We start from the raw sequence: 20138 nt of genomic DNA on the forward strand, positions 1-20138 counted from the left end.
TACTTAATGTGAAGACATAATATATGCTTTGTTGTCAAGAGCAAAACAAAAAATAATACTGAAGCAAAAACAAATAAAATAAGATCAATGAAAGGCAAAGTGCCCGGAGCGTGACTCGAACACGCGACCTCCAGATTTCTCAGGAGATTTGGACGCTCGGTTAAAAGTCCCTATGAGTCTGGCGCCCCAACCAACTAGGCTATCCGGGCATTGCAGCACCTAAATGGACATAGTGGTATTAAAGTGTATCGATTGATTGCGTTATCTCTTAAACTTTTTAAAAAAGGACCGGATCAGAATCCGGTCGCTTCAGCAAGACCTAATACTTTCGTGTTGTCATCAGTATTACCTTTGACAAGATACACGAAGTTCTCATTTGTCCATACATAGTGATAACGCGGGACCTGTTCACCATTTGATGTAATGTATTTTGTGATAAGCGTTGCATTATGATCATTGAATGATTCTTCTACGAACCTCTCAACTATAAGATCCGGGAAACCAGCCTTGTAGGTAGTTGTAAACTGTTCTGCAGCATCATTACTTTCAAGCTCAATAGCTGTAATGAAATAGTCCACAGAATCAAGCTGATATATACCTTCAGAAGCCTGAACGATACCAGATACATCCGCATAGTCTGATTTTAGATCTTCGACTTCAAGGGAGCGAGCACCAAGGTATTCGAAACCTTCAGGAATATTTTCCAGCACTACCCCATCAACACTAAGATTAGCAGTTGTTACGGGATCTTCCGGCTCAGCCGGTTCTGTACATCCTGACATTGCAACAAGTAGCAACGCAATGAGAGAAATCATCAATACCTTCATTTTCATCTTAAATACCTCATTTTTGTAAATTGAATGAGATACAATAAGCTTATAGGTATTTTAATTTATCGAAAAGTCTGACAAAAAAAAGAAAAGTTAGAAGGGTTTGCACCCTTCTTAGATTTTAGTTATTTAGTTCCTTCTGACGAAGTATGCTACTGCAAGGAGACCTGCAATTGCGAAGACTGCTTCGAAACCAGGTACTGTCTCGTCGCCTTCATCATCTTCAACAGGCTCTTCGACTACTGGCTCTTCGACAACAGGCTCTTCGACTGTTTCGTTGTCAACTGTTTCGTTGTCAGCTGGCTCTACAGGCTCTACAGGCTCTACAGGCTCTACAGGCTCTACAGGCTCTTCACCATCGATTGTTACCTCGGTGAAGAGGAACCATCTTACGGTGTCCTCAGCTGCCCTGATGCTAATTCCATCAGTGAGGTCAAGGGTGTCGTCATCTGGCATGTCAAGTTCGTTATCTTCGTTGCTCAGATCGATTTGGTCAACAATGGTGGTTACTTCAAGCTCACCGAACTCATCGCCATCTTCAACGATCACTGGGTCATCAGAGATCTGGAAGATACCTTCGATGACACAGAGACTGTCTACCTGTCCCTGGAATACCTCATCGACGTGGATCATGATTACAGGAACATCATCGATATCGTTGAGGTCCATCTCATAGTACCAGGTCTTAGGACCTGCATCTTCGCCCACAACATCTGTGCTGATGATCTTGTCTTCTACGAAGTCGCCGTCCTTGGTGATCTCGAGCCATACCTTGTTACCGTCAACATCGATCTGCTTTGGTGTAACTGCATAGCCGTCTGCAAGCTCAAGGGACTCGCCGGTTCTCATGGTGTAACTCTCGTCATCGTCCATAAGGACCTTGGAGAGTGTGTCGACATTGTTTGTCAATGCAGCTGTGTCATATCCAACTACAAAGAACTCTTCTGCAAGGAAGCCGATCTTTGCAAACTCATATGGGTCAGCGTCATCTTCTGCAACATCAAAATCAAATTCTGGTGTCTGGAAAGGCTGTGGAATTGCAGTGTATGCGACACCTGTGTCCTCAAGGATTGTACCATCAGCTTCGACGGTAAGTGTTAAGGTTTCAGAAGTGTCACCTTCATCAAGGTCATACCAGAAGCCTGCGAAGTTGTTAGCATCCCATGTAAAGACTGGGAGATCTGTTACTTCACCGCGGACTTCATAAGAGTCTACTGCGCTAGCTACTGATACAAAGCTCAGTACCATAAGAGCAGCAAGTGCGATTGCTGTAAATCTTTTCATTATTTTCCTCCATTATTTTAAATATATTAAAGAGTGAGAATCAAGATAAACGTATTAACGTGTATCAGTCCCCCAAACAACGCACGAAGTTTCGTTCATTGCCGAAGGAGATATAATCACCCTCTTAATCCCGTCATATTGGATTACAACTGTCTAATAAGTTAATTGCCTATTAAATCTTTTGTGGTCTCATTTAAGACATTTATCGCAATGCAAAGGTAAATATCGATGCAAATAACGGTAAATGTCGATGATTATCCAGGGGATTTAATATAAAATGCTCAAAAATCACCTACTATAATTCGTAGATTGTCGATTTTATCAAAATTAACATTTTTGTTGTTATGTCCAATGTTGCAATACGTGGCTATCCTCAATAAATTTATATGTACAGCGTGTTAATTATTATTATAATAACAGTGAAACCTGTTGTGTCATATAATTACTATAATAATTCAAATGTGCCTCATAGTTGGCAGATAATGGTCTCAAACTAAGTGCACACTAATATAATGAGGAGTGAAAATATAATGTTCGAAGGGTCAGCCTCTGAAGAGATATCAATGGAAGATGAAATGAACAGGGTCAAGACCGGCATTCCCGGATTTGATGAACTTTGTGGAGGAGGAATTATCCGCGATCGTACATACCTTATATCAGGTACATCAGGTGCGGGAAAAACAAACTTTTCCGTCCAGTACATATATAATGGCATTACAAAATACGGTGAGAACGGTATTATCGTCGCAACAGAAGAGAGACCGGAACAGATCAGGGAGAATGTACTCAAATTCGGATGGGACCTTCAGGCACTGGAAGATGAAGGTAAACTTATCATCATAGATGCATGTTCCACCAAGATCGGCATTCCATCACAGGAAAAATATGTCGATGTCAGGCCCTTTGACACTCGCTCAATGATGGACCAGATTATTGCAGCTCAGGAAGAGATCAATGCAAAAAGAGCTCTTGTTGACTCTACAACTTCCATCAGTTTCTACCTGCACGATCCTGGAAAGATCCGTGTGGAACTTCTCAAGCTCAGTACGACCCTGGAAGTTATAGGACTTACCTCACTGATGACATGTGAGATAGTAAATGAAAAAGAGCCTTCGAGGTTCGGTGTGGAGACTTTCGTAACAGATGGCACCTTCGTGCTTCATTACGACATGCGTGAAACGGTCCGCACCCGCACTATTGAGGTATTCAAGATGCGTGGTTCAGACCATAGCAAAAAGCTACATCCATATGATATTACTTCAGAAGGTTTTGTTATACACCCACACGAAGAAGTATATGCCCCATCCTCATTCTGATAACTATCCGGGCACCATAGTAGTATAAAAGAAAGACACGGGCATCTTGAAAGATATTTAAAAGATGCCTGAAAATACATACGGAAAGATCAGAGATCAGGGTAGGTCTCTTCGTTACCACAGTCTATACACTTGTAGATCACAAGCTGGCGACCAAAATTGTCGTGTCTTTTGATCGTAGGAAATCTCCAGCGATTCATCCTTCCTTGACATACGGAACATCTGTAGTTCATTTTATTTCACCAATTGAAATTCTAAATGCCTTTTATAAGCATGTTTTACATTGATCAGCGACATATATTAGGTTTACTCTAATTCATATTCCACTACTTGCCAGTATTTTCTTTATTGCTTCAGCAATAAAAAGTGTTGCAAACGCTGCGGAGATAGGAACGATCCATTCAGCCGGTCCAAGAGCTGCGAGCTCAAATAGATTTCCAAGATATGGAACATACATTACTGTCAATGTCAGCAGGAATGTGCTGGCAACACCTACAAGCATCAATTTGTTAGTGAAAAGACCAACACTAAAAGCTGATCTTGTCAGTGACCTGAACACGAATGGAATGAAAAGTATCATACTGACGATGGTCGCAAAGGTCATGGTACGTGCTCTTTCGATGTTACCCACCGGATCGGAGAACAGGAATACAAGGAAGCATACCAGACCCATGACCAAAGCAATACTGACCACAAGCAATAGGTTTCTTTTCTTGAGTATCCTCTCCCCTGGCTTGCGGGGCTTTTCATACATCACTTCATCCCTTACCGGATCAAGACCGAGTGCAATTGCAGGCATGATCTCGTCGAACATATTGATGAACAATATCTGCAACGCCAGAAGTGGGATCAGGTCAAATCCCAGAAGCGTTATTCCCAGCAATATGAGGATTACCTCGGTAAAGTTCCTTGAGACCAGGTAAGTTGTGAACTTCTCGATGTTCTCATAAATACCACGACCGCGTTTTACAGCTTCCACTATTGTCTCGAAATTATCATCCTGCAAGACCATCAGGCTGGACTCTTTAGCAACATCAGTACCTTTAATTCCCATGGAGATCCCGATATCAGCTTTCTTCAGTGCCGGCGCATCGTTGACACCATCACCAGTCATTGCAACAACATGACCCCGGTTCTGCAGTGCCTGCACGATCCTGAGCTTTTGTTCAGGCATGACCCTTGCATAGACACTGACACCTTCAACCACAGAATTGAATTCCTCATCATCAAGGGACAGGAGCTCACTTCCTGTTATAGCACCATCATCTATAATGTGCCTGAGCTTACCGTCCATCTGATCCACAGTACCATCATAATCAGCAGACAGCCCGATCTTCTTCCCGATAGCCTTTGCGGTTTCCTCATTGTCCCCGGTTATCATCACGACCCTGATACCTGCCTGATTGCAAAGGGCTATCGCATCCTTCGCTTCTTTCCGTTCAGGATCGATTATGGCCACAAGCCCAAGGAATGTCAACTTGTTCTCGGAGTCCTCCACAGGCAAACCTTCAGGAAGTTTCCTGTATGATATTCCAAGCACACGGTATGCAGAACGTCCAAGCTCGGTGTTCTGATCTAATATCCTGGCCAGATCATCATCGTTCAGGTCATGGATACCATCATCCCTTTCAATGGATACACATTTTTCAAGAACAAATTCCGGTGCACCTTTACAGAAAGCTATCCTGCCTTCATCGGTCTTGTGAATGGTAGTCATGAGTTTTCTTTCAGATGTGAACATGATCTCATGCAGTTTTTCATACTCAGAATCCAGATCATCTTTCCAGATATCGGCTTTCGAAGCCGCAACGATCAATGAGATTTCAGTAGGGTCACCTACCACATCCCACCTGCCCTGCCGCTGCACCATGGAAGAATTGTTGCATAATGCTGCTGCCTTTAACAGCATACCAAGAGTGGGGTTCTTCTCAACCTCCACAGCCCCATCATCCTTTGACAGGGAACCCTCCGGGTCGTATCCCACACCGGTAAGATCAAAGAACTCACCACCAGCGAATATCTTCTGGACGGTCATCTCGTTCTTTGTCAGAGTTCCGGTCTTATCAGTACATATCACCGTTGTGGAACCAAGGGTCTCAACACCAAGCATCTTCCTGATTATTGCATTATGTTTTGCCATTCGATGCATGCCATATGCCAGTGTGATGGTCATGGTCAGAGGCAGACCTTCGGGAACCGCTGCCACTGCCAGTGCAAGAGCTATTATCAGCATCTCTTCGGTAGGTGCACCAGTAAAGTAACCAAACATAAAAGTGAGACCTGATGCAACAAGGGCAATAATAGCAAGACTTTTGGCAAGGTCAGCTATCTTTTCCTGAAGAGGTGTACGGGCTTCGTTCTCCTGTATCATGCCTGCGATCATTCCAAGCCTGCTCTGCATACCCACAGCAGTGACAACAGCCCTGCATTTTCCACGGACTATCTGTGTGCCTGAAAAGAGAAGATCACCCGGTCCTTTTTCTACAGACATGCTCTCCCCGGTAATGGCGGATTCATCCATCTTCAAACCCTGAACCTCAAACACAAAACCATCAGCTGCAATCTTGTCACCGGTTTCAAGGACCATTATGTCTCCCACAACAACGCTCCTTGTGGGAATCTCGATCACAACCCCACCCCTTACAACATGGGTTACCGACTGGACCATTTTCTTAAGAGCTTCCATGGCTTTCTCGGCCTTGAACTCCTGAACAAAACCAAGAACCACAACAAAAGCAATTATGATCACAATTACCCAGAAGTTCACAACCTCATCTATTGTTAATGAGATGATGGCTGCTGCCAGGAGTACCCAGACAATGAAATTCGCGAACTGCCTCATCAAAACCTTAAGAGGAGTTACTTTTGTTTTTTCTTCCAGTTCATTAAAACCATATTCAAGCAACCTGTTTGCAGCTTCTTCTTCTGAAAGGCCCTCTCTTGAAGTGTTCAGGTCTGCAAGAACAGAATCAATATCAGCATTTTCATAATCCATCAGTAAACCCACTCAGAATAAAATATGTTACAATAGTATTTCTTAATTTGCCACCGGAATTATCAGAAAGATCCGGACTTTTACATTCAAAATCCCTTTAGGTAAAATTAAATAACTTAACATACCATCTTTTTTTACCATTAATGAAATTTGATGAATCATTATACTATAGGAGAAAACAACATGCAATGCCAATGTAATCCAGAGATCAAAGAGCGTATTAGTGAATACCTGAAAAACCATCCATACCTGAATCTTGCTACCGTCAGCCCTGAAGGAAAACCAATGGTCCATAGCATGGGTTATGCTTCAGCAGGACCTGTTGTCTACATGGGAACAGGCAAGGACACAAGAAAATACCAGAATATAGAAAAGAACCCTTCAGTTGCATTCACCGTAGATGAAGACAGTCTCGATGTGTTCAACATAACAGGCGTGCAAATGGAAGGAAAGGCATCCTTTGTCACTGACGAAGATGAAATACAGACCTATTTCCAGTTAGTTATGGAAAAATATCCATTTGCAAAAGATATGCCAAAGAACCCTGATAACAGGATAATAAAGATCGAACCAACAAAAGCTTTCTTCCTTGACTACAGTGTAGAATTCGGATTCAGGTACGAAGTCGAGTACTGACTTCGCAACCCTTTTTACCGTTTATTATCTTTCCCCTACACTTTTTGTTTTTACTTTGATACCTGCTATCCTTTGGCCCTCTTAATTAACAGCCCTTTTCCTTTCGTTCCGTAATATCCTGGATAACACCCTGATAGTTGGTCACAACACCTTCGTCGTCACGCTGGACAAAGGTCCGCTCTTCCACCCATCGCTCTTCTCCTGACTTTGTTCTTATCCGATATTCCTTAACAAAGACCTTGCCACCCTCATTGCAGATGTCCGAAAGTTCCATCTGCACCTCAGGCAGGTCCTCAGGATTGATTATGTTACCATAAAGAAGATCACCGGATAGGAAATCATCAGCAGTATATCCGAACTGGGTTATGTTATCTGAAACAAATTCAACAGGCCAGAGCTCTTTTTCATCCTCAAGGCCGGTCTTCCAGAGGAAAGCGACCACAGGACTGTGGTTAACGATCGTCTCGAGTGCTCGCTTCCTGTCCAGCAGTTCAGCCTGCTTCTCCAGTGCAACTTTGAGTGCGATCTCACTTTCTTTCTGTTTTGTGATATCCTGGACAATTCCCTGGAAGTGAGTTGGATTCCCATGCTTGTCTCTGAGAATGAAGGTCTTCTCATCTACCCACAATAACTTCCCATCTTTTGTTACCACACGATATTCCTGGGCATAGTTATCGCTGCCATCCTCACACTTTTCCGCAAGTGTATCCTTTACCATCTCATAATCATCCGGATGGACAAGGTCACCATAAACAATACGACCAAGGACGAAATCCTCAGCTGAATAACCAAGCTTTGAAACGTTCTCAGAAGCATAATCAGCAGGCCAGAATTCCTCAGCTCTCCACAGGAACACCATGGTAGAGCTATTGTTAATGATATCTTCCAGGGACCTTTGTCTCCTCAGTACTTCCTCATAGGCCAGGTCATTGTACTTCTGTTCTGTTATATCAAAAATAGTACCCTGGTAATGGGTCACGTTACCAGCCTCATCACGCTGGATATAGGTCCTCTCATCGACCCAGCGCACATCCCCGGATTTCAAAATGATCCTGTATTCCTGGTCAAAGAAATCTGCACCCTGCCTGCAACGCTGTTTCAGAGCTTCTTCCACCATCTTCAGGTCATCCGGATGAACTATATCACCATAAAGAAGACGACCGGAAACGAAGTCCTCTACTGTGTAACCAAGAAGACTTACGTTGCCTGAAACATATTCCACAGGCCATTTTTCCTCGGGAGCGTCGTTCGCCGTCCATAGAAAAGCAATGACTGGACTGTTATCTATTATTTTTTCAAGTGTTTCTTTTCTGTCAAGAACCTTACCCAATGCACTTTTAGAACCACTGATTTCATTTTTGCCTGATATATTAGATTCCATGTACTATCCCCATTAAATTAACACTTTATAATTTATTATTAGTTTAGTGAGTTTAAGTATTGATCGATTTTGTTCTCTCCTTAGACTTAATCGCTATTTTCAAAAGTACAGGTGATACGAAAATAGATACTGCAACCATTAGGACAATGGCTGAAAAGATATCATCACCTATGATGCCCATTTCCTTTCCGATAGATATCAAAACCAGCTCCACTCCCGCCCTTGGCATTACACCTACCCCGAATATCAGGCTGTCATAATTGTCAAATCCGATAAGTCGGCCCCCTGCAAACCCACCAACCAGCTTGCCGGCAAGAGCCAGAAAGACCACAGCTACAGAGAACAGACCAACCGTTTGTAAAGTGGCAATATTTACGGACAGTCCTATGAAGGCGAAAAAGATCGGTACAAAAATACCGTATGCAATCCCTGTAACCTTACTTTGCACATGCTCGATCTTCGCATGGGAGATATCCGATATCATTACCCCGCCAATGAAGGCACCTATCACAGCATGAAGACCAAAGACCTCCGCAAGATAGGCGGAAAAGAGAGCCACCATTATCACAAATGCAAAGATGGACTCCTTAATGTGCATTTTATGTACGTAGGCAAAAAGCACAGGGAAGAACTTTACCCTGAAAATGAGCATTATTGCCACAAAAGTAACTATCTTCAATAAAATGAACAATATTTGCACAGCTGAAGGGAACTGGTCATATGTTGCCATTGTGACTACAATAGAAAGAAGAAATATGCCTATGATATCATCGAATATTGATGAGCTCAGCATCATGGAACCGGGTTTACTTGACAGGTAATCCATATCTATCAACGTCCTGACAACTACCCCAATGCTGGTAGGACTGAATGCCACTCCCATAAAGACACTTGTCAGAGTGCTGAACTGGAAATACATTCCAAGCAGGAAGCCGGCAGAAAAGGCCACCAATATCTGAGAGATACTTGCTATTGATGCTTTTTTGGATGATTCCCTCAGGTCGCGAAGATGAACTTCCTTATAACCTGCAGTGAACAAAAGGAAAATAGCCCCCATTTCAGCAAGGAATGTGATGATCTCTGATTCCTGATGTATCAGAAATGTTCCAAGAACCACACCGGAAAGCAATTCGCCAAGAATGGAAGGAAAGCCAACTCTTTCGAACAGTTCACCAAAGACCTTTGCCAGAAGAAGTATCATCAGTATATAGAAGAGAACTTCCATTACCCAGACCCTCTTAACTTGTATACCTCTTTAAGGATATCGGGTTTGCATATGATACCTACAAGCTTCCCATCTTCAACAACACAAACACGGTCCATCTTGTGTTTGAGCATCATGTCAGCTGCCTCACAAAGAGGCTCATTTGAAGACATCGATACCGGATGAGGGATCATTATGTCCTTTGCTGTCCCACCCTGGGCTACCACTGCAGCATGATGTGTGTGATCCAGTCTTGGAGTTCTCTCCACAAGAAGGATACGAAGCATTACATCCTGATCGATTATGCCCACAAGTTCATAATTGTCATTCACCACAGGATATGTATGAAAATGATGTTTGCTAAAAATATTCAGGATCTCATCTAACGGATAATCCTCATGGATCGTTACAACATCTTTTGTCATAACCTGTTCTATCAATTTCTCGTTACAACTTTCAGAAAAAGACCGAACACATTGTGTACAATCTTCATTTCCAGCATCTTTCACAGCTTTCCTCCCCTTGAAGCTATAATGCATGGGAAATACCCATGTAAATTATTCATTTCATCCTACAAATATTAGTTGTATTATTAAGTATATCCAGAAAGCTACCGCTACAACCAGGCCAAAATAAAAAAATAGAAAATAAAAAAGAAATGAAATAGTAGAAAGAGGGGGACATTAAAGGTCCAGTTCATCCCTTTCAATATTTGCAAGAGACATTTGAATAGCTATTCCACTGTTCTCGGCGTATTCGTCGATACGTTTCACAGCATGTTCTACCATTCCGCCTGAGGTCATTATCAGGGATCTCTTACCACAAAGTGCCATAAGTATGGACTTATCGATAACACCGGAAGTTATCTGAAGGTCGATCATCTTGTTTTCAGCAAGTGTCTTGCTCTTTTTACCCATTGCACCGATACTGTCAATATCTTCTTCAGCAACAACTTTACGGAAAGATTCCTCGTCATAGATATCCGTGTTATAGATGACAATACCACCGGACTTTATTCCATGCCTTGTCATTTCTGCAATAGCATGCCCTTCAGGATGGATATGCAGGACCTTTGCATTGACTGCCTCATAAGGACTGCTGATAGCATATTCACCGTGCATGACACCGAGATTGATAATGTCACCTTCCTTTACATCAGGTGATACTTCTATCCACATCAACTCAGGAGGCTTGAAGGAATTTACCAGTTCAGGAACACTTGTAGGGAACCTGTTACGAATTGCAAGGTTCCTTCTTTCAAGTTCGCTATAGATCTCCAGTGTGCGAGGCTGTCTTAGATAGGATTTCCTCAGAAGGTCAGCATCCCTGAAAACATCTTCAGGTAGACCTTCGCCTATTATGTTCCCCTCTGTCATGAAATATACGTAATCTGCCCAGCTATAGGCAAGTTCCACATCATGAGTTGAAATTATCATGGTGGTACCGTTGTGATTAAGTTCATTCAGAAGATCAAGGATCTCATCCGCACCAACAGGATCAAGGTTCGCTAATGGTTCATCAAGGATCATCACTTCGGGGTCCATCGAGCAAACACCTGCAATAGCAACCCTTTTTTTCTGTCCTCCGCTCAAATGGTGGGGAGGTTTATCCTTGAATTCGGTTATACCGATATATTCGAGGGTATGATTGACCTTCTCTTCAACTTCCTCTTTTGAATAACCGAGGTTCGTTGGCCCAAAACCTACATCCTGATAGACTGTAGGAGCAAATATCTGGTCATCCGAGTTCTGGAAAACGATGCCCACACTTTTCCGCACCTCACGCAGGGACTTTGCATCGTATTCCATGGGTTTTCCATGGAAATATACCGCGCCTTCTTTAGGTTTGAGGGTACCGTTCAACAGCATGAAAAGAGTTGATTTACCGGAACCGTTCTTTCCGACAAAAGCTATTTTCTTACCTTTTTTTATCTTTACATCAACGCCTTTTATAGCCTGGGTCCCATCGTGGTAGGAATACTTCAAGCCTTTTGTTTCCAATATCATCAGTTTTACCTCCGAGACCTTTAGAATATAGAAATATCATCAGTCAAATACCACAACACCAGAATCGCGGAAAAGTAGATGCCTGTGAGCATCAATTCTGTTGCCCTGACAGGCCTTTTTTCCTCAAAGAAGAGGATTCTTCCATCATAACAACGTGCACTCATGGAAATGAAGATCTTCTCTCCCTGCTCCCATGACCTTATGAAAAGAGTTGTTGCAAGCATGGCAAGTGAATTAAGACCAGTTCTCCAGTCCTTGTATCCAAGCCTTACGGACTGTGCATACCTGATACCCCATGCAACCTCCAGGAAAACAAAGATGTAACGATACATCATCATGGATAATTCAATTAAAGAATCAGGCAACTTTGTAGCCTTCAGGACTGAGAACAACTCTACCATAGGTGTTGTCAGTGCAAGGAAGAAAAGGCATGACATACCACTGAGTGTCCTTGAAAATACCAGCAATGCCATATCAAGTCCACCTGTATTTACACCAAGTCGATAATTAAAAATATCAAATCCGAAAAGCTCAGTTCCGGAACCAAAGAAAAATGCTATGATGATAACACTTAAGATAACAAAAACAGCAGGAGCAGACAGGAGTTTCAGGTAAAATCCGGCAGGGATCTTCGCAAAATAAACCGTTGCAAAACTCATGCATAAAGCTACAGTAAAAGGTAGAATGAAGGATTGTGAAGAAACCCCCATTAAAAGACCAAAAGTAATGATAGCGAGTTTAAGCCAGTTGTTTCGATACCTTAACGGACTTACCAAAGCATAGTCATCAAGAATATTTGTCATATCATGTTCACGCCGTTAATTTCGTTTTATTTAGCAATTATTAATGTGATTTAGTACATAGGAAAAAGAATAGAAAAAGGTGATCCTTAACGAGGACCACCATAGAGATAAACAGTCTTATTCAGACTGTTGCTTGCCTTTGTAATATCCGAAGAAGTAACCAAGGACAATTGCGCCGATAGCAGCCTGAAGTGCAAAGAGAAGACTCTCGGTTTCTCCTCCAGGAGGTTCGAACTTTACAGAGTTGACCCATGAATCGCCTGTCCACTCTTCGTATTCGCCGTCTGTTATCTCAGCGATGACATCTTCTGCCTGACCGTCAGCACCACCAAACTCGGAGTCCGGGTTTGCTGCCATTCCATAGAAGAATGATGCTACGAACAAAATAGCTATTACTGCAAATATTGCTTCACCTTTCATTGGCTAGCCCCCTTGATCTTATCAAGGACTGATTCTGAAATAACATTGAGCTGTAAAAGTGCGTCGCTCTTTACCTGTATAACGTACTTGAAGATAAGAGCTGTCAGTGCACCTTCCATGATAGCCAGAGGAACCTGGGTTGTTGCGAATACCAGCATGAACGCTTTAAGTGACGCTGCAACTCCACCAACCTCTGCCGGGAAAGCTAAAGCAAGCTCAACAGAAGTTACTACATAAGTGATCCAGTCTGCAAATGTGGCAGCAAGGAAAACGACAACATAGAAGTTGATGTTAGCTTTCATACCTGCCTTGTAGATGACATATGCTGCAACCGGGCCAATGATACCCATTGATGCGACATTTGCACCGAGTGTTGTAAGACCACCGTGTGCCAGGAAAATTGCCTGGTAAAGCAGTACTATTGTACTCAGGACCGCTGCAATTGCAGGACCGAAAAGAATAGCTGCCATTCCTGTTCCTGTTGGATGTGAAGAACTACCCGTAACAGATGGCATTTTCAAAGATGAAAGTACAAAGACGAATGCTCCCGCTACTGCCAGTAAAGGCAATAGTTCGCGCTTTTCAGCTACAAGTTTGTTCAACCTGTAGATACCAAAGAAAATTACTGGTATAGAGAACACAAACCATAGTTGCCACCATGGTGATGGTAAAAATCCCTCGAATATATGCATTTTAACACTCCATTCCTGATTTATAATGAATTATTATATCTAGCTAGATGAATTTATCTAAATCAATATAACTTGATTTGGATATTCCTACAAGGAAAACTTTATATAAATACCTTGAGCTAAATTGTATGAGTTTTTTAGATAATACAGTTTACAAATATTACCATTATTACTACTAAAATAAGAAAAAAATCAAAAAAAGTAAGAATTTGTAAGTATTACCTTACAACTACAACACAATGAAGAACTGATTCCGCTTTTGGCGGCTCATCCACAGTTCCGCCTGCAATACGTTCCTCAGGATAACCGAAGTTCTCGCATACATAAAGTTTTGCATCCACACCCATTTCTTTCAGCACTTCAGCAACCTCTGCAACACCAAAAGTGTCAGCAGGAAGCATGAAAATATCCTTCCCCAGTTCGATCTCCTGGATAAATGCCTTCTTTGCAGGTGCAGGGTCACGTCCATGTGCCGTTATTGCAGTTATGTTCGAGAGGCTGACACCCAATCGGGAACATGCGACCTGAATGGAAGAAATTCCCGGAATGATCCGATCCCCTTCAGTGGCAAACTTACCAAGTCCGGAGAACATGGGATCGCCTGTGGAAAGCACTACCGCGTCATCAGGCAGCTCGTGCAAGGCCTTGTAATTCTTGATTATCTTTGCCTCACATTCAATGTAAGGTTCAGCGATCTCAAGGGACCGCTTCGAACCATAGACCACCGATGCGTTGCGTATGGCTTCGATGGCTTCCAATGTCAACATGTTCGGCCCGACGCCGACCCCTGCGATTATCATTTCTTCTCACCGCTGTCCATAAGGACGGTGCCGTCCCTGTCCACCACAACAATGCGTGCACCTTTGCCTTTCTCAACCGTCCTGGCAAACGCACGTTTAATGTGTTCTCCTTCAGGTTCCACCTCGATCATCTCAGAGACCGTTGCAAAACCGCTGTCCTTGAGCATATCAGGATCTCCCCATTTCAGGACCAGGCCAGGCAGGCCACAAATGGCTACCTCACCGGTGGTGGAATCCAGGAATTCGGAGATACGGCTTCCGGCAAGAACCACCGTATAGTCAGGGAACAGCATTGTAGAATAACGGATACCTATGCGACCGGTGGTAAGAACGACCTTTGAAGCTTCACGTACAAGATCACTCTTCATTTCACCAAGGTGATCGTTCCAGGGCTCAACAAAACCTGTGGTCCCGAGAATTGAGATGCCACCCTCGACACCTATACGGCTGTTCAGGGTCTGCTTTGCGATCTCAGCACCTCTCGGAAGGGATAGCTCCACTTCAACACCTTTGATACCGATCTCTTCCACAGCCTCTGCAACTGCATCTTTTATCTGCTGCATTGGTTTCGGGTTGATGGCAGGATAGCCTTTTTTGGACTGCAGGCCGCCTCTTGTGACGATCCCTATGCCCTCGCCGGCAGTTATATTGATCTTGTCAGATTCAACCGCCCTTGCCTCGAACTCAAGGCCACGGGTGATATCAGACTCATGGTCGTTTTTCAGTTTAACAGCAACAGCATGGCCATCTTTTGCCTTGACATCCATGACAGCACGAAGTCCTACAGGTGTGGGAACTGAGACCTTGTCCACATCCTTCCTGAGTGACAGAACAGCTGCTTTGGCCGCAACGGTAGCAGTGGTTCCTGTGGTATAGCCCCTCTGGAGCACTGAACCATCACTAAGCACCACCAGCATCCCGCTCTTTATACCCTCTTCAAGCTCAGCGCGGGGCATTGTTGATTTATTGATCCACTCTTCCGGGATCTTTGATTTGTTAACAGGATCGATAATTGACATTGTCAGTTATTCAATATCTTATAGTTATAAAAGTTACCGACAAACCAGCAAACTTATCCTGTCCTTTTGAACAGTTTATCAAGTTCTGCCCGGCTAAAAGATATCATGGTCGGTCGACCATGCGGACATGTGTATGGATTATCTGCCATATCCAACTGCTTCAGAAGGCTCTCCATTTGCCCCATACTGCAACCAGCCCCCGCTTTTATAGCTGCACGGCATGCCATGGTCTTGCAGAGGTTATCGAACATCCCGGTATCATTCTTCACCCTGCCTGTGGAAAGCAGGTCTATTATAATATCATGGATCAGCTCAGCACTCTCCATCTTTCCAAGAAGAGCCGGAACAGTGGTGACCACATAGCTGTTCGGACCAAATTCCGATATTGCAAAGCCCATTTCCTCGAGATACGGTATGTACTCCTCAAGCAGAACCTTTTCCTTTGATGTGAGGTCAAGCGTTACCGGTGTTATAAGCTCCTGCCAGCCGGAACTGCTGATGTTGCATATCTGCTCGTACATCACCCTCTCATGCGCAGCATGCTGGTCAACTATGACAAGACCATCTTCCAGCTCCACTATAATATATAGCTCGTTGACCTGACCTACTATTCTTGCCTTATCAAGACCTGTAGGTGCTCTTTCAGGTTTCTTTGGGGTCTTTGAAAGCACCCTTTCAGAATGCTTCAGGCGCTTTTCCGTATCCCTGGCAGTGAAATGATAGGTTTCTTCCTCTTCCTTTATCAACGGAGAGATCTTTTTCTCAGGAACAGGAACCTCCAGTTCAAACTTCTCTTGAGGAATTTGAACTTCAGCCTCAGCTTTAGATATATCTTCCAGTTTTTCTTCCGGTATCTCTCTGGCCTTTTCCACAAAAACGGCCTGTACCGGCTTTTTCTCCGGCAAACTGATTTCAGGCACCAGCTGCTCGACCTTCAATGCATTTTCCACAGCAAGAGTGACTGCATCGCAGACCTCACGCTCATGGCTCATCCTCACATATCTTTTGGCAGGATGGACATTGACATCCACCTCACTGAGGTCGAGTTCAAGATCAAGGACAGATGCCGGGAAACGGCCCTTTGGCATAAGATTGTAATAACCAAGCCTCACCGCATTGCTGATGCTCTTTGAGGATATGCCCCTGCCGTTTATGAAAAAGTATTGCAGGTCTGTCCCGCTGCGGCTGAGTTCAGGTTTTGAGATGTAACCGGATATTTTCACTATATCCGACTTGAATTCAACAGGAATCAGCTTCTTTGCAGATTCACTTCCAAGCAAGTAGACGATGCTGTCAAAAATGTCACCCGATGTAGGGGAGCGTACCAGCACCTTGCCGTCGCTTATGAGAGTGAATGAGATCTCAGGATGACCAAAGGCATGCCTTGTGACAACATCAGTGATGTGTGCAAGCTCGGTACGCATGCTTTTCAGGTACTTCTTCCTGGCCGGTGTATTATAAAACAATGATTCCACAGCTATCGTGGTCCCGGGTGCTGCACCAACCTCCAACACGTTCTCTATTGAGCCACCACTAACAACCACCTTTGTTCCGGAAATACTGTCCTTTTGCCGGGTTGTCAGGTAAACCTTTGCGACCGCTGCAATGGAAGAGAGAGCCTCGCCCCTGAAACCCAGAGTGAGCACCTTTTCGAGATCATCGATATGCAAGATCTTGCTGGTGGCATGCTTCGTGAACGCAAGGGTGGAGTCCTCCCGGGACATGCCTTTCCCGTTATCGGTAACCATGATGAGGTCCGTTCCAGCCCCCTTCACTTCCACTCGAATTTCAGTAGCACCCGCGTCAATGGAATTGTCCAGAAGCTCTTTCACAACCGATGCCGGTCGCTCTACGACCTCGCCTGCAGCTATCTTGTTGATGGTAGCCTCATCCAGCACATGGATCCTACTGCTTGATTGTGAGCCCTCTTCTGTCATTTATTCCTCCGCGTTCTTTCCCGCTCGCTTCTGAAGTTCACAGAGCTTGTTCAAAGCATCCATGGGTGTCATATTGTTGACATCAAGCTCTTTAATTTCCTCGACCATAGGATCCTTTTCAACAGGTGTTGATCCTTCAGGATCGAAAAGCATGAGCTGTGTATATTGTGCCGACCTTCTTTTTTTGCCACCCTTTGAGCTGCTCTCCTTGCTGATGGAACTTTCATCCTCAATATCCTGCAGTATTTCCCTTGCCCTCTGGGTAACCTTGTGAGGTACACCTGCAAGCCGGGCGACATGTATTCCGTAGCTCTTGTCCGTGGCCCCGGGTACGATCTTGCGCAGGAACACGAGGTCATCGCCATCTTCTTTCACTGCAATATGATAATTCTTCACCCTTTTCAGGTCGGACGAGATGTTGGTAAGCTGGTGGTAATGCGTGGCAAAAAGTGAGCGTACACCGACTCGCCCTTTGTTGTGAATATACTCAACCACGGCCTTCGCTATGCTGTAGCCGTCATAGGTACTGGTTCCTCTTCCGATCTCATCAAGAAGTACAAGGCTTTTCGGGGTGGCGTTGTTCAGGATATTGGCAAGCTCCACCATCTCCACCATGAAAGTACTCTGCCCACTCGCAAGGTCATCAAAAGCCCCGACCCTTGTGAACACCCTGTCCACGATACCAATGGAAGCATGGGAGGCAGGTACGAATGAACCTGCCTGTGCCATTATAACTATAAGTGAGACCTGACGCATGAAAGTGGATTTTCCTGCCATGTTTGGTCCTGTTATCAGCAGGAACTGGTTTTCCACACAGTCCATTTCCGCATCATTGGGAACGAATCCACCGGGCACCGATCTCTCTACCACAGGATGCCTGCCCTCGCGTATCAGTAACTTACAATCAGAACTGATGTTAGGCCTGACGAAATTATTGTTCACCGAGACCTCTGCAAGGCTTGCAACACAATCCAGCTGCCCTATCAGGCCTGCGATGGTCTGCAACTGTGATGAATAGGAGGCAACATTGGAAGTTATATCTGAGAATATCTCGTACTCCAGCGCCGTGATCTTCTCATCCGCAGAGAGGATGACATTCTCCCATTCCTTGAGTTCCGGGGTGTAGAATCTTTCCGCATTCCTCATGGTCTGCTTGCGTATGTAATCATCAGGGACCTGCGAGATGTTCGCTTTTGTGACCTCGATGTAATATCCGAATACCTTGTTGTAACCAACCTTGAGCGACTTGATACCGGTTCTGTCACGCTCTTTCTGCTGGAATGAGGCTATCCATGACTTACCACCTTTGGACATTTCCTTGAGCTCATCCAGAGCCTCGTCATAGCCCGCTTTGATCATTCCTCCTTCCCTGACACTTACCGGTGGCTCCTCCACTATGGAACTGTCTATCAGCTCCACGAGGCTGTCAAGCTGGGCAAATCCCAGAAGGCCACCCCTGATGCTTTGAAGCATCTCGCAGAGGTCATCTTCCCCAAGGCTTTCCACTAGCAAAGGCACTGACTCAAGGGACCGTTTTAGTGCAATAAGGTCACGTGCATTGGAATTACCATACATGATCCTTCCAATAAGGCGCTCAATATCCTTTACAAAGGTAAGATGGGACCTGATATCGAACCGGATCATGGTACCGTTTGCCAGCGCCTCCACTGCATCGAGACGGTAGTTGATGGCATCCACATCGATAAGCGGCTTTAAGAGCCATTTCTGAAGCAGCCTGCCTCCCATTGGTGTTTTGGTATCATCCAGCACTTTCAGTATGGAAGTATCGCTTCCTTCCCCGCGCACGTTCTTCACGATCTCAAGATTACGCAAAGTGATGGAGTCCAGAACCATGAACTCAGAATCTGAATACGTCTTCAGCTCACTAACATGCCCGAGTTCCCTCATCTGTGTGATCAATGCATACTCAAGGGCAGCCCCTGCAGAGGATATTGCGTAGGGCAGGCCATCACAGCCCATACCCTCAAGGGTTGAGACCTTGAAGTGCTCCTTAAGCTTCTTCTCAGAGGTCCCGATATCAAATGCCTCTTCCTCGAACTCATGAACCACGATCTTGAGCTCGCTGAGCCTGTCAGCGATATGTTTGTCAGAATACATTTCTGGAGGGAGGATACATTCCGATGGCCTCATCCTTGCGGCCTCGCTGGCTATCCTGTCATACGGAGGTGCATCAGCAAACTGGGTTGTCAGGAACTCTCCTGTGGATACATCAAGAAATGAGACCCCATAGTTCCCTTCCCCGCCTGAGACAGACATGAGATAATTATTGGATGAATCCGTGAACATTGAACTGTCAATGGCAGTGCCCGGTGTTACAACTCTGACGACACCACGCTTGACAACACCCTTTGCCTTCTTCGGATCCTCAAGCTGCTCACAGATAGCTACCTTGTAGCCCTTTTTTATCAGACGCGGGAGATAGTTATCGATAGCATGATAGGGAATACCTGCAAGAGGCATCCTTTCACCATCCTTGTCCTTGCCCCGCGTGGTAAGCGTTATTTCAAGTTCCTGCGCAATTGTCTTTGCATCTTCCCCGAAGGACTCATAGAAATCCCCCATCCTGAAGAAGATCAGTGCATCGCTATGTTGCTGCTTGGCCTCATAGTACTGTTTCATTGCAGGTGTTAATTTATTCATTCTTGCTCCACGCTGAATTGGTCTGGTGAATTTATCAGTTTGTTGGTATTTTTGTTTTTGCATTGCAGATGTATCCCCGAGCCACTTCGACCTGCGAAAAATGTCTGCAATCTAGCCCCCGATGTACATCAATTCCTGCACATAAGGATCATTT

Annotated in this window: 17 protein-coding genes and 1 tRNA gene; 2 read left to right on the forward strand and 16 right to left on the reverse strand. The window is 44.4% G+C overall.

Annotated features, from left to right (window positions below; all coding sequences use genetic code 11):
• Positions 1-100: 100 nt before the first annotated feature.
• The 3 genes from LI82_RS11665 to LI82_RS11675 all read right to left on the reverse strand — a co-directional run bounded on the left by LI82_RS11665 (position 101) and on the right by LI82_RS11675 (position 2114).
• Positions 101-209: transfer RNA gene (locus tag LI82_RS11665), tRNA-Met, on the reverse strand.
• An 84-nt stretch (positions 210-293) separates the two neighbouring features.
• Positions 294-833 (reverse strand): hypothetical protein, encoded by a 540-nt coding sequence (locus LI82_RS11670; protein ID WP_048195955.1) that lies wholly within the window; start codon positions 831-833, stop codon positions 294-296.
• Between the two features lie 126 nt (positions 834-959).
• Positions 960-2114 (reverse strand): S-layer protein domain-containing protein, encoded by a 1155-nt coding sequence (locus tag LI82_RS11675; RefSeq protein ID WP_048195957.1) that lies wholly within the window; start codon positions 2112-2114, stop codon positions 960-962.
• A 530-nt stretch (positions 2115-2644) separates the two neighbouring features.
• Between LI82_RS11675 and LI82_RS11680 the strand changes: the two genes are divergently transcribed.
• Positions 2645-3430, forward strand: coding sequence for an ATPase domain-containing protein (locus LI82_RS11680; RefSeq protein ID WP_048195960.1), 786 nt, complete (start codon positions 2645-2647; stop codon positions 3428-3430).
• Positions 3431-3519: 89 nt separating this feature from the next.
• On the opposite strand, the gene LI82_RS13175 is transcribed toward LI82_RS11680, so the two are convergent.
• Positions 3520-3663, reverse strand: a complete 144-nt coding sequence (locus tag LI82_RS13175; protein ID WP_160174984.1) for a hypothetical protein — start codon at positions 3661-3663, stop codon at positions 3520-3522.
• A gap of 83 nt (positions 3664-3746) precedes the next feature.
• A complete protein-coding gene (locus tag LI82_RS11685; RefSeq protein WP_048195962.1) occupies positions 3747-6425 on the reverse strand; it encodes a cation-translocating P-type ATPase in 2679 nt (892 codons plus the stop codon).
• Positions 6426-6608: 183 nt separating this feature from the next.
• Here LI82_RS11685 and LI82_RS11690 point away from each other — a divergent pair, with 183 nt between their 5' ends.
• Complete coding sequence (locus LI82_RS11690) at positions 6609-7061, forward strand: pyridoxamine 5'-phosphate oxidase family protein (RefSeq protein ID WP_048195963.1); 453 nt, start codon at positions 6609-6611, stop codon at positions 7059-7061.
• Between the two features lie 85 nt (positions 7062-7146).
• Here LI82_RS11690 and LI82_RS11695 read toward each other — a convergent pair whose 3' ends face one another.
• The 11 genes from LI82_RS11695 to mutS all read right to left on the reverse strand — a co-directional run bounded on the left by LI82_RS11695 (position 7147) and on the right by mutS (position 19984).
• A complete protein-coding gene (locus LI82_RS11695; RefSeq protein WP_081955833.1) occupies positions 7147-8442 on the reverse strand; it encodes a PAS domain-containing protein in 1296 nt (431 codons plus the stop codon).
• Positions 8443-8494: 52 nt separating this feature from the next.
• A complete protein-coding gene (locus tag LI82_RS11705) occupies positions 8495-9667 on the reverse strand; it encodes a cation:proton antiporter (RefSeq protein ID WP_048195965.1) in 1173 nt (390 codons plus the stop codon).
• Entirely contained in the window at positions 9667-10155 is a 489-nt protein-coding gene (locus tag LI82_RS11710; protein WP_236622743.1) for a CBS domain-containing protein, read from the reverse strand. The genes LI82_RS11705 and LI82_RS11710 overlap by 1 nt, the downstream gene beginning before the upstream one ends.
• 174 nt (positions 10156-10329) lie before the next feature.
• Positions 10330-11655, reverse strand: coding sequence for an energy-coupling factor ABC transporter ATP-binding protein (locus tag LI82_RS11715; protein ID WP_048195969.1), 1326 nt, complete (start codon positions 11653-11655; stop codon positions 10330-10332).
• A 17-nt stretch (positions 11656-11672) separates the two neighbouring features.
• Positions 11673-12455 (reverse strand): cobalt ECF transporter T component CbiQ, encoded by a 783-nt coding sequence (gene cbiQ / locus LI82_RS11720; protein WP_048195971.1) that lies wholly within the window; start codon positions 12453-12455, stop codon positions 11673-11675.
• A 117-nt stretch (positions 12456-12572) separates the two neighbouring features.
• Positions 12573-12875: an energy-coupling factor ABC transporter substrate-binding protein gene (locus LI82_RS11725; protein WP_048195973.1), complete on the reverse strand. Its 303-nt coding sequence runs from the start codon at positions 12873-12875 to the stop codon at positions 12573-12575.
• Positions 12872-13567 carry an energy-coupling factor ABC transporter permease gene (locus LI82_RS11730; RefSeq protein ID WP_048195975.1) on the reverse strand — a complete coding sequence of 232 codons (696 nt, stop codon included), beginning with the start codon at positions 13565-13567 and terminating at the stop codon, positions 12872-12874. Before LI82_RS11730 ends, LI82_RS11725 begins: the two co-directional genes overlap by 4 nt.
• 218 nt (positions 13568-13785) lie before the next feature.
• The gene (locus LI82_RS11735) at positions 13786-14367 is read right to left on the reverse strand and encodes a cobalt-precorrin-7 (C(5))-methyltransferase (RefSeq protein WP_048195977.1); all 582 of its coding nucleotides are present in this window, start codon (positions 14365-14367) and stop codon (positions 13786-13788) included.
• On the reverse strand, positions 14364-15380 hold the full coding sequence (locus LI82_RS11740) for a cobalt-precorrin-5B (C(1))-methyltransferase (protein WP_048196328.1): 1017 nt from the start codon (positions 15378-15380) through the stop codon (positions 14364-14366). The genes LI82_RS11735 and LI82_RS11740 overlap by 4 nt, the downstream gene beginning before the upstream one ends.
• 59 nt (positions 15381-15439) lie before the next feature.
• Positions 15440-17323 carry a DNA mismatch repair endonuclease MutL gene (gene mutL, locus LI82_RS11745; RefSeq protein ID WP_048195979.1) on the reverse strand — a complete coding sequence of 628 codons (1884 nt, stop codon included), beginning with the start codon at positions 17321-17323 and terminating at the stop codon, positions 15440-15442.
• Positions 17324-19984: a DNA mismatch repair protein MutS gene (mutS, locus tag LI82_RS11750; protein ID WP_048195980.1), complete on the reverse strand. Its 2661-nt coding sequence runs from the start codon at positions 19982-19984 to the stop codon at positions 17324-17326.
• Positions 19985-20138 lie beyond the last annotated feature (154 nt).

It is taken from the genome of Methanococcoides methylutens, assembly GCF_000765475.1.
GTDB lineage: Archaea > Halobacteriota > Methanosarcinia > Methanosarcinales > Methanosarcinaceae > Methanococcoides > Methanococcoides methylutens.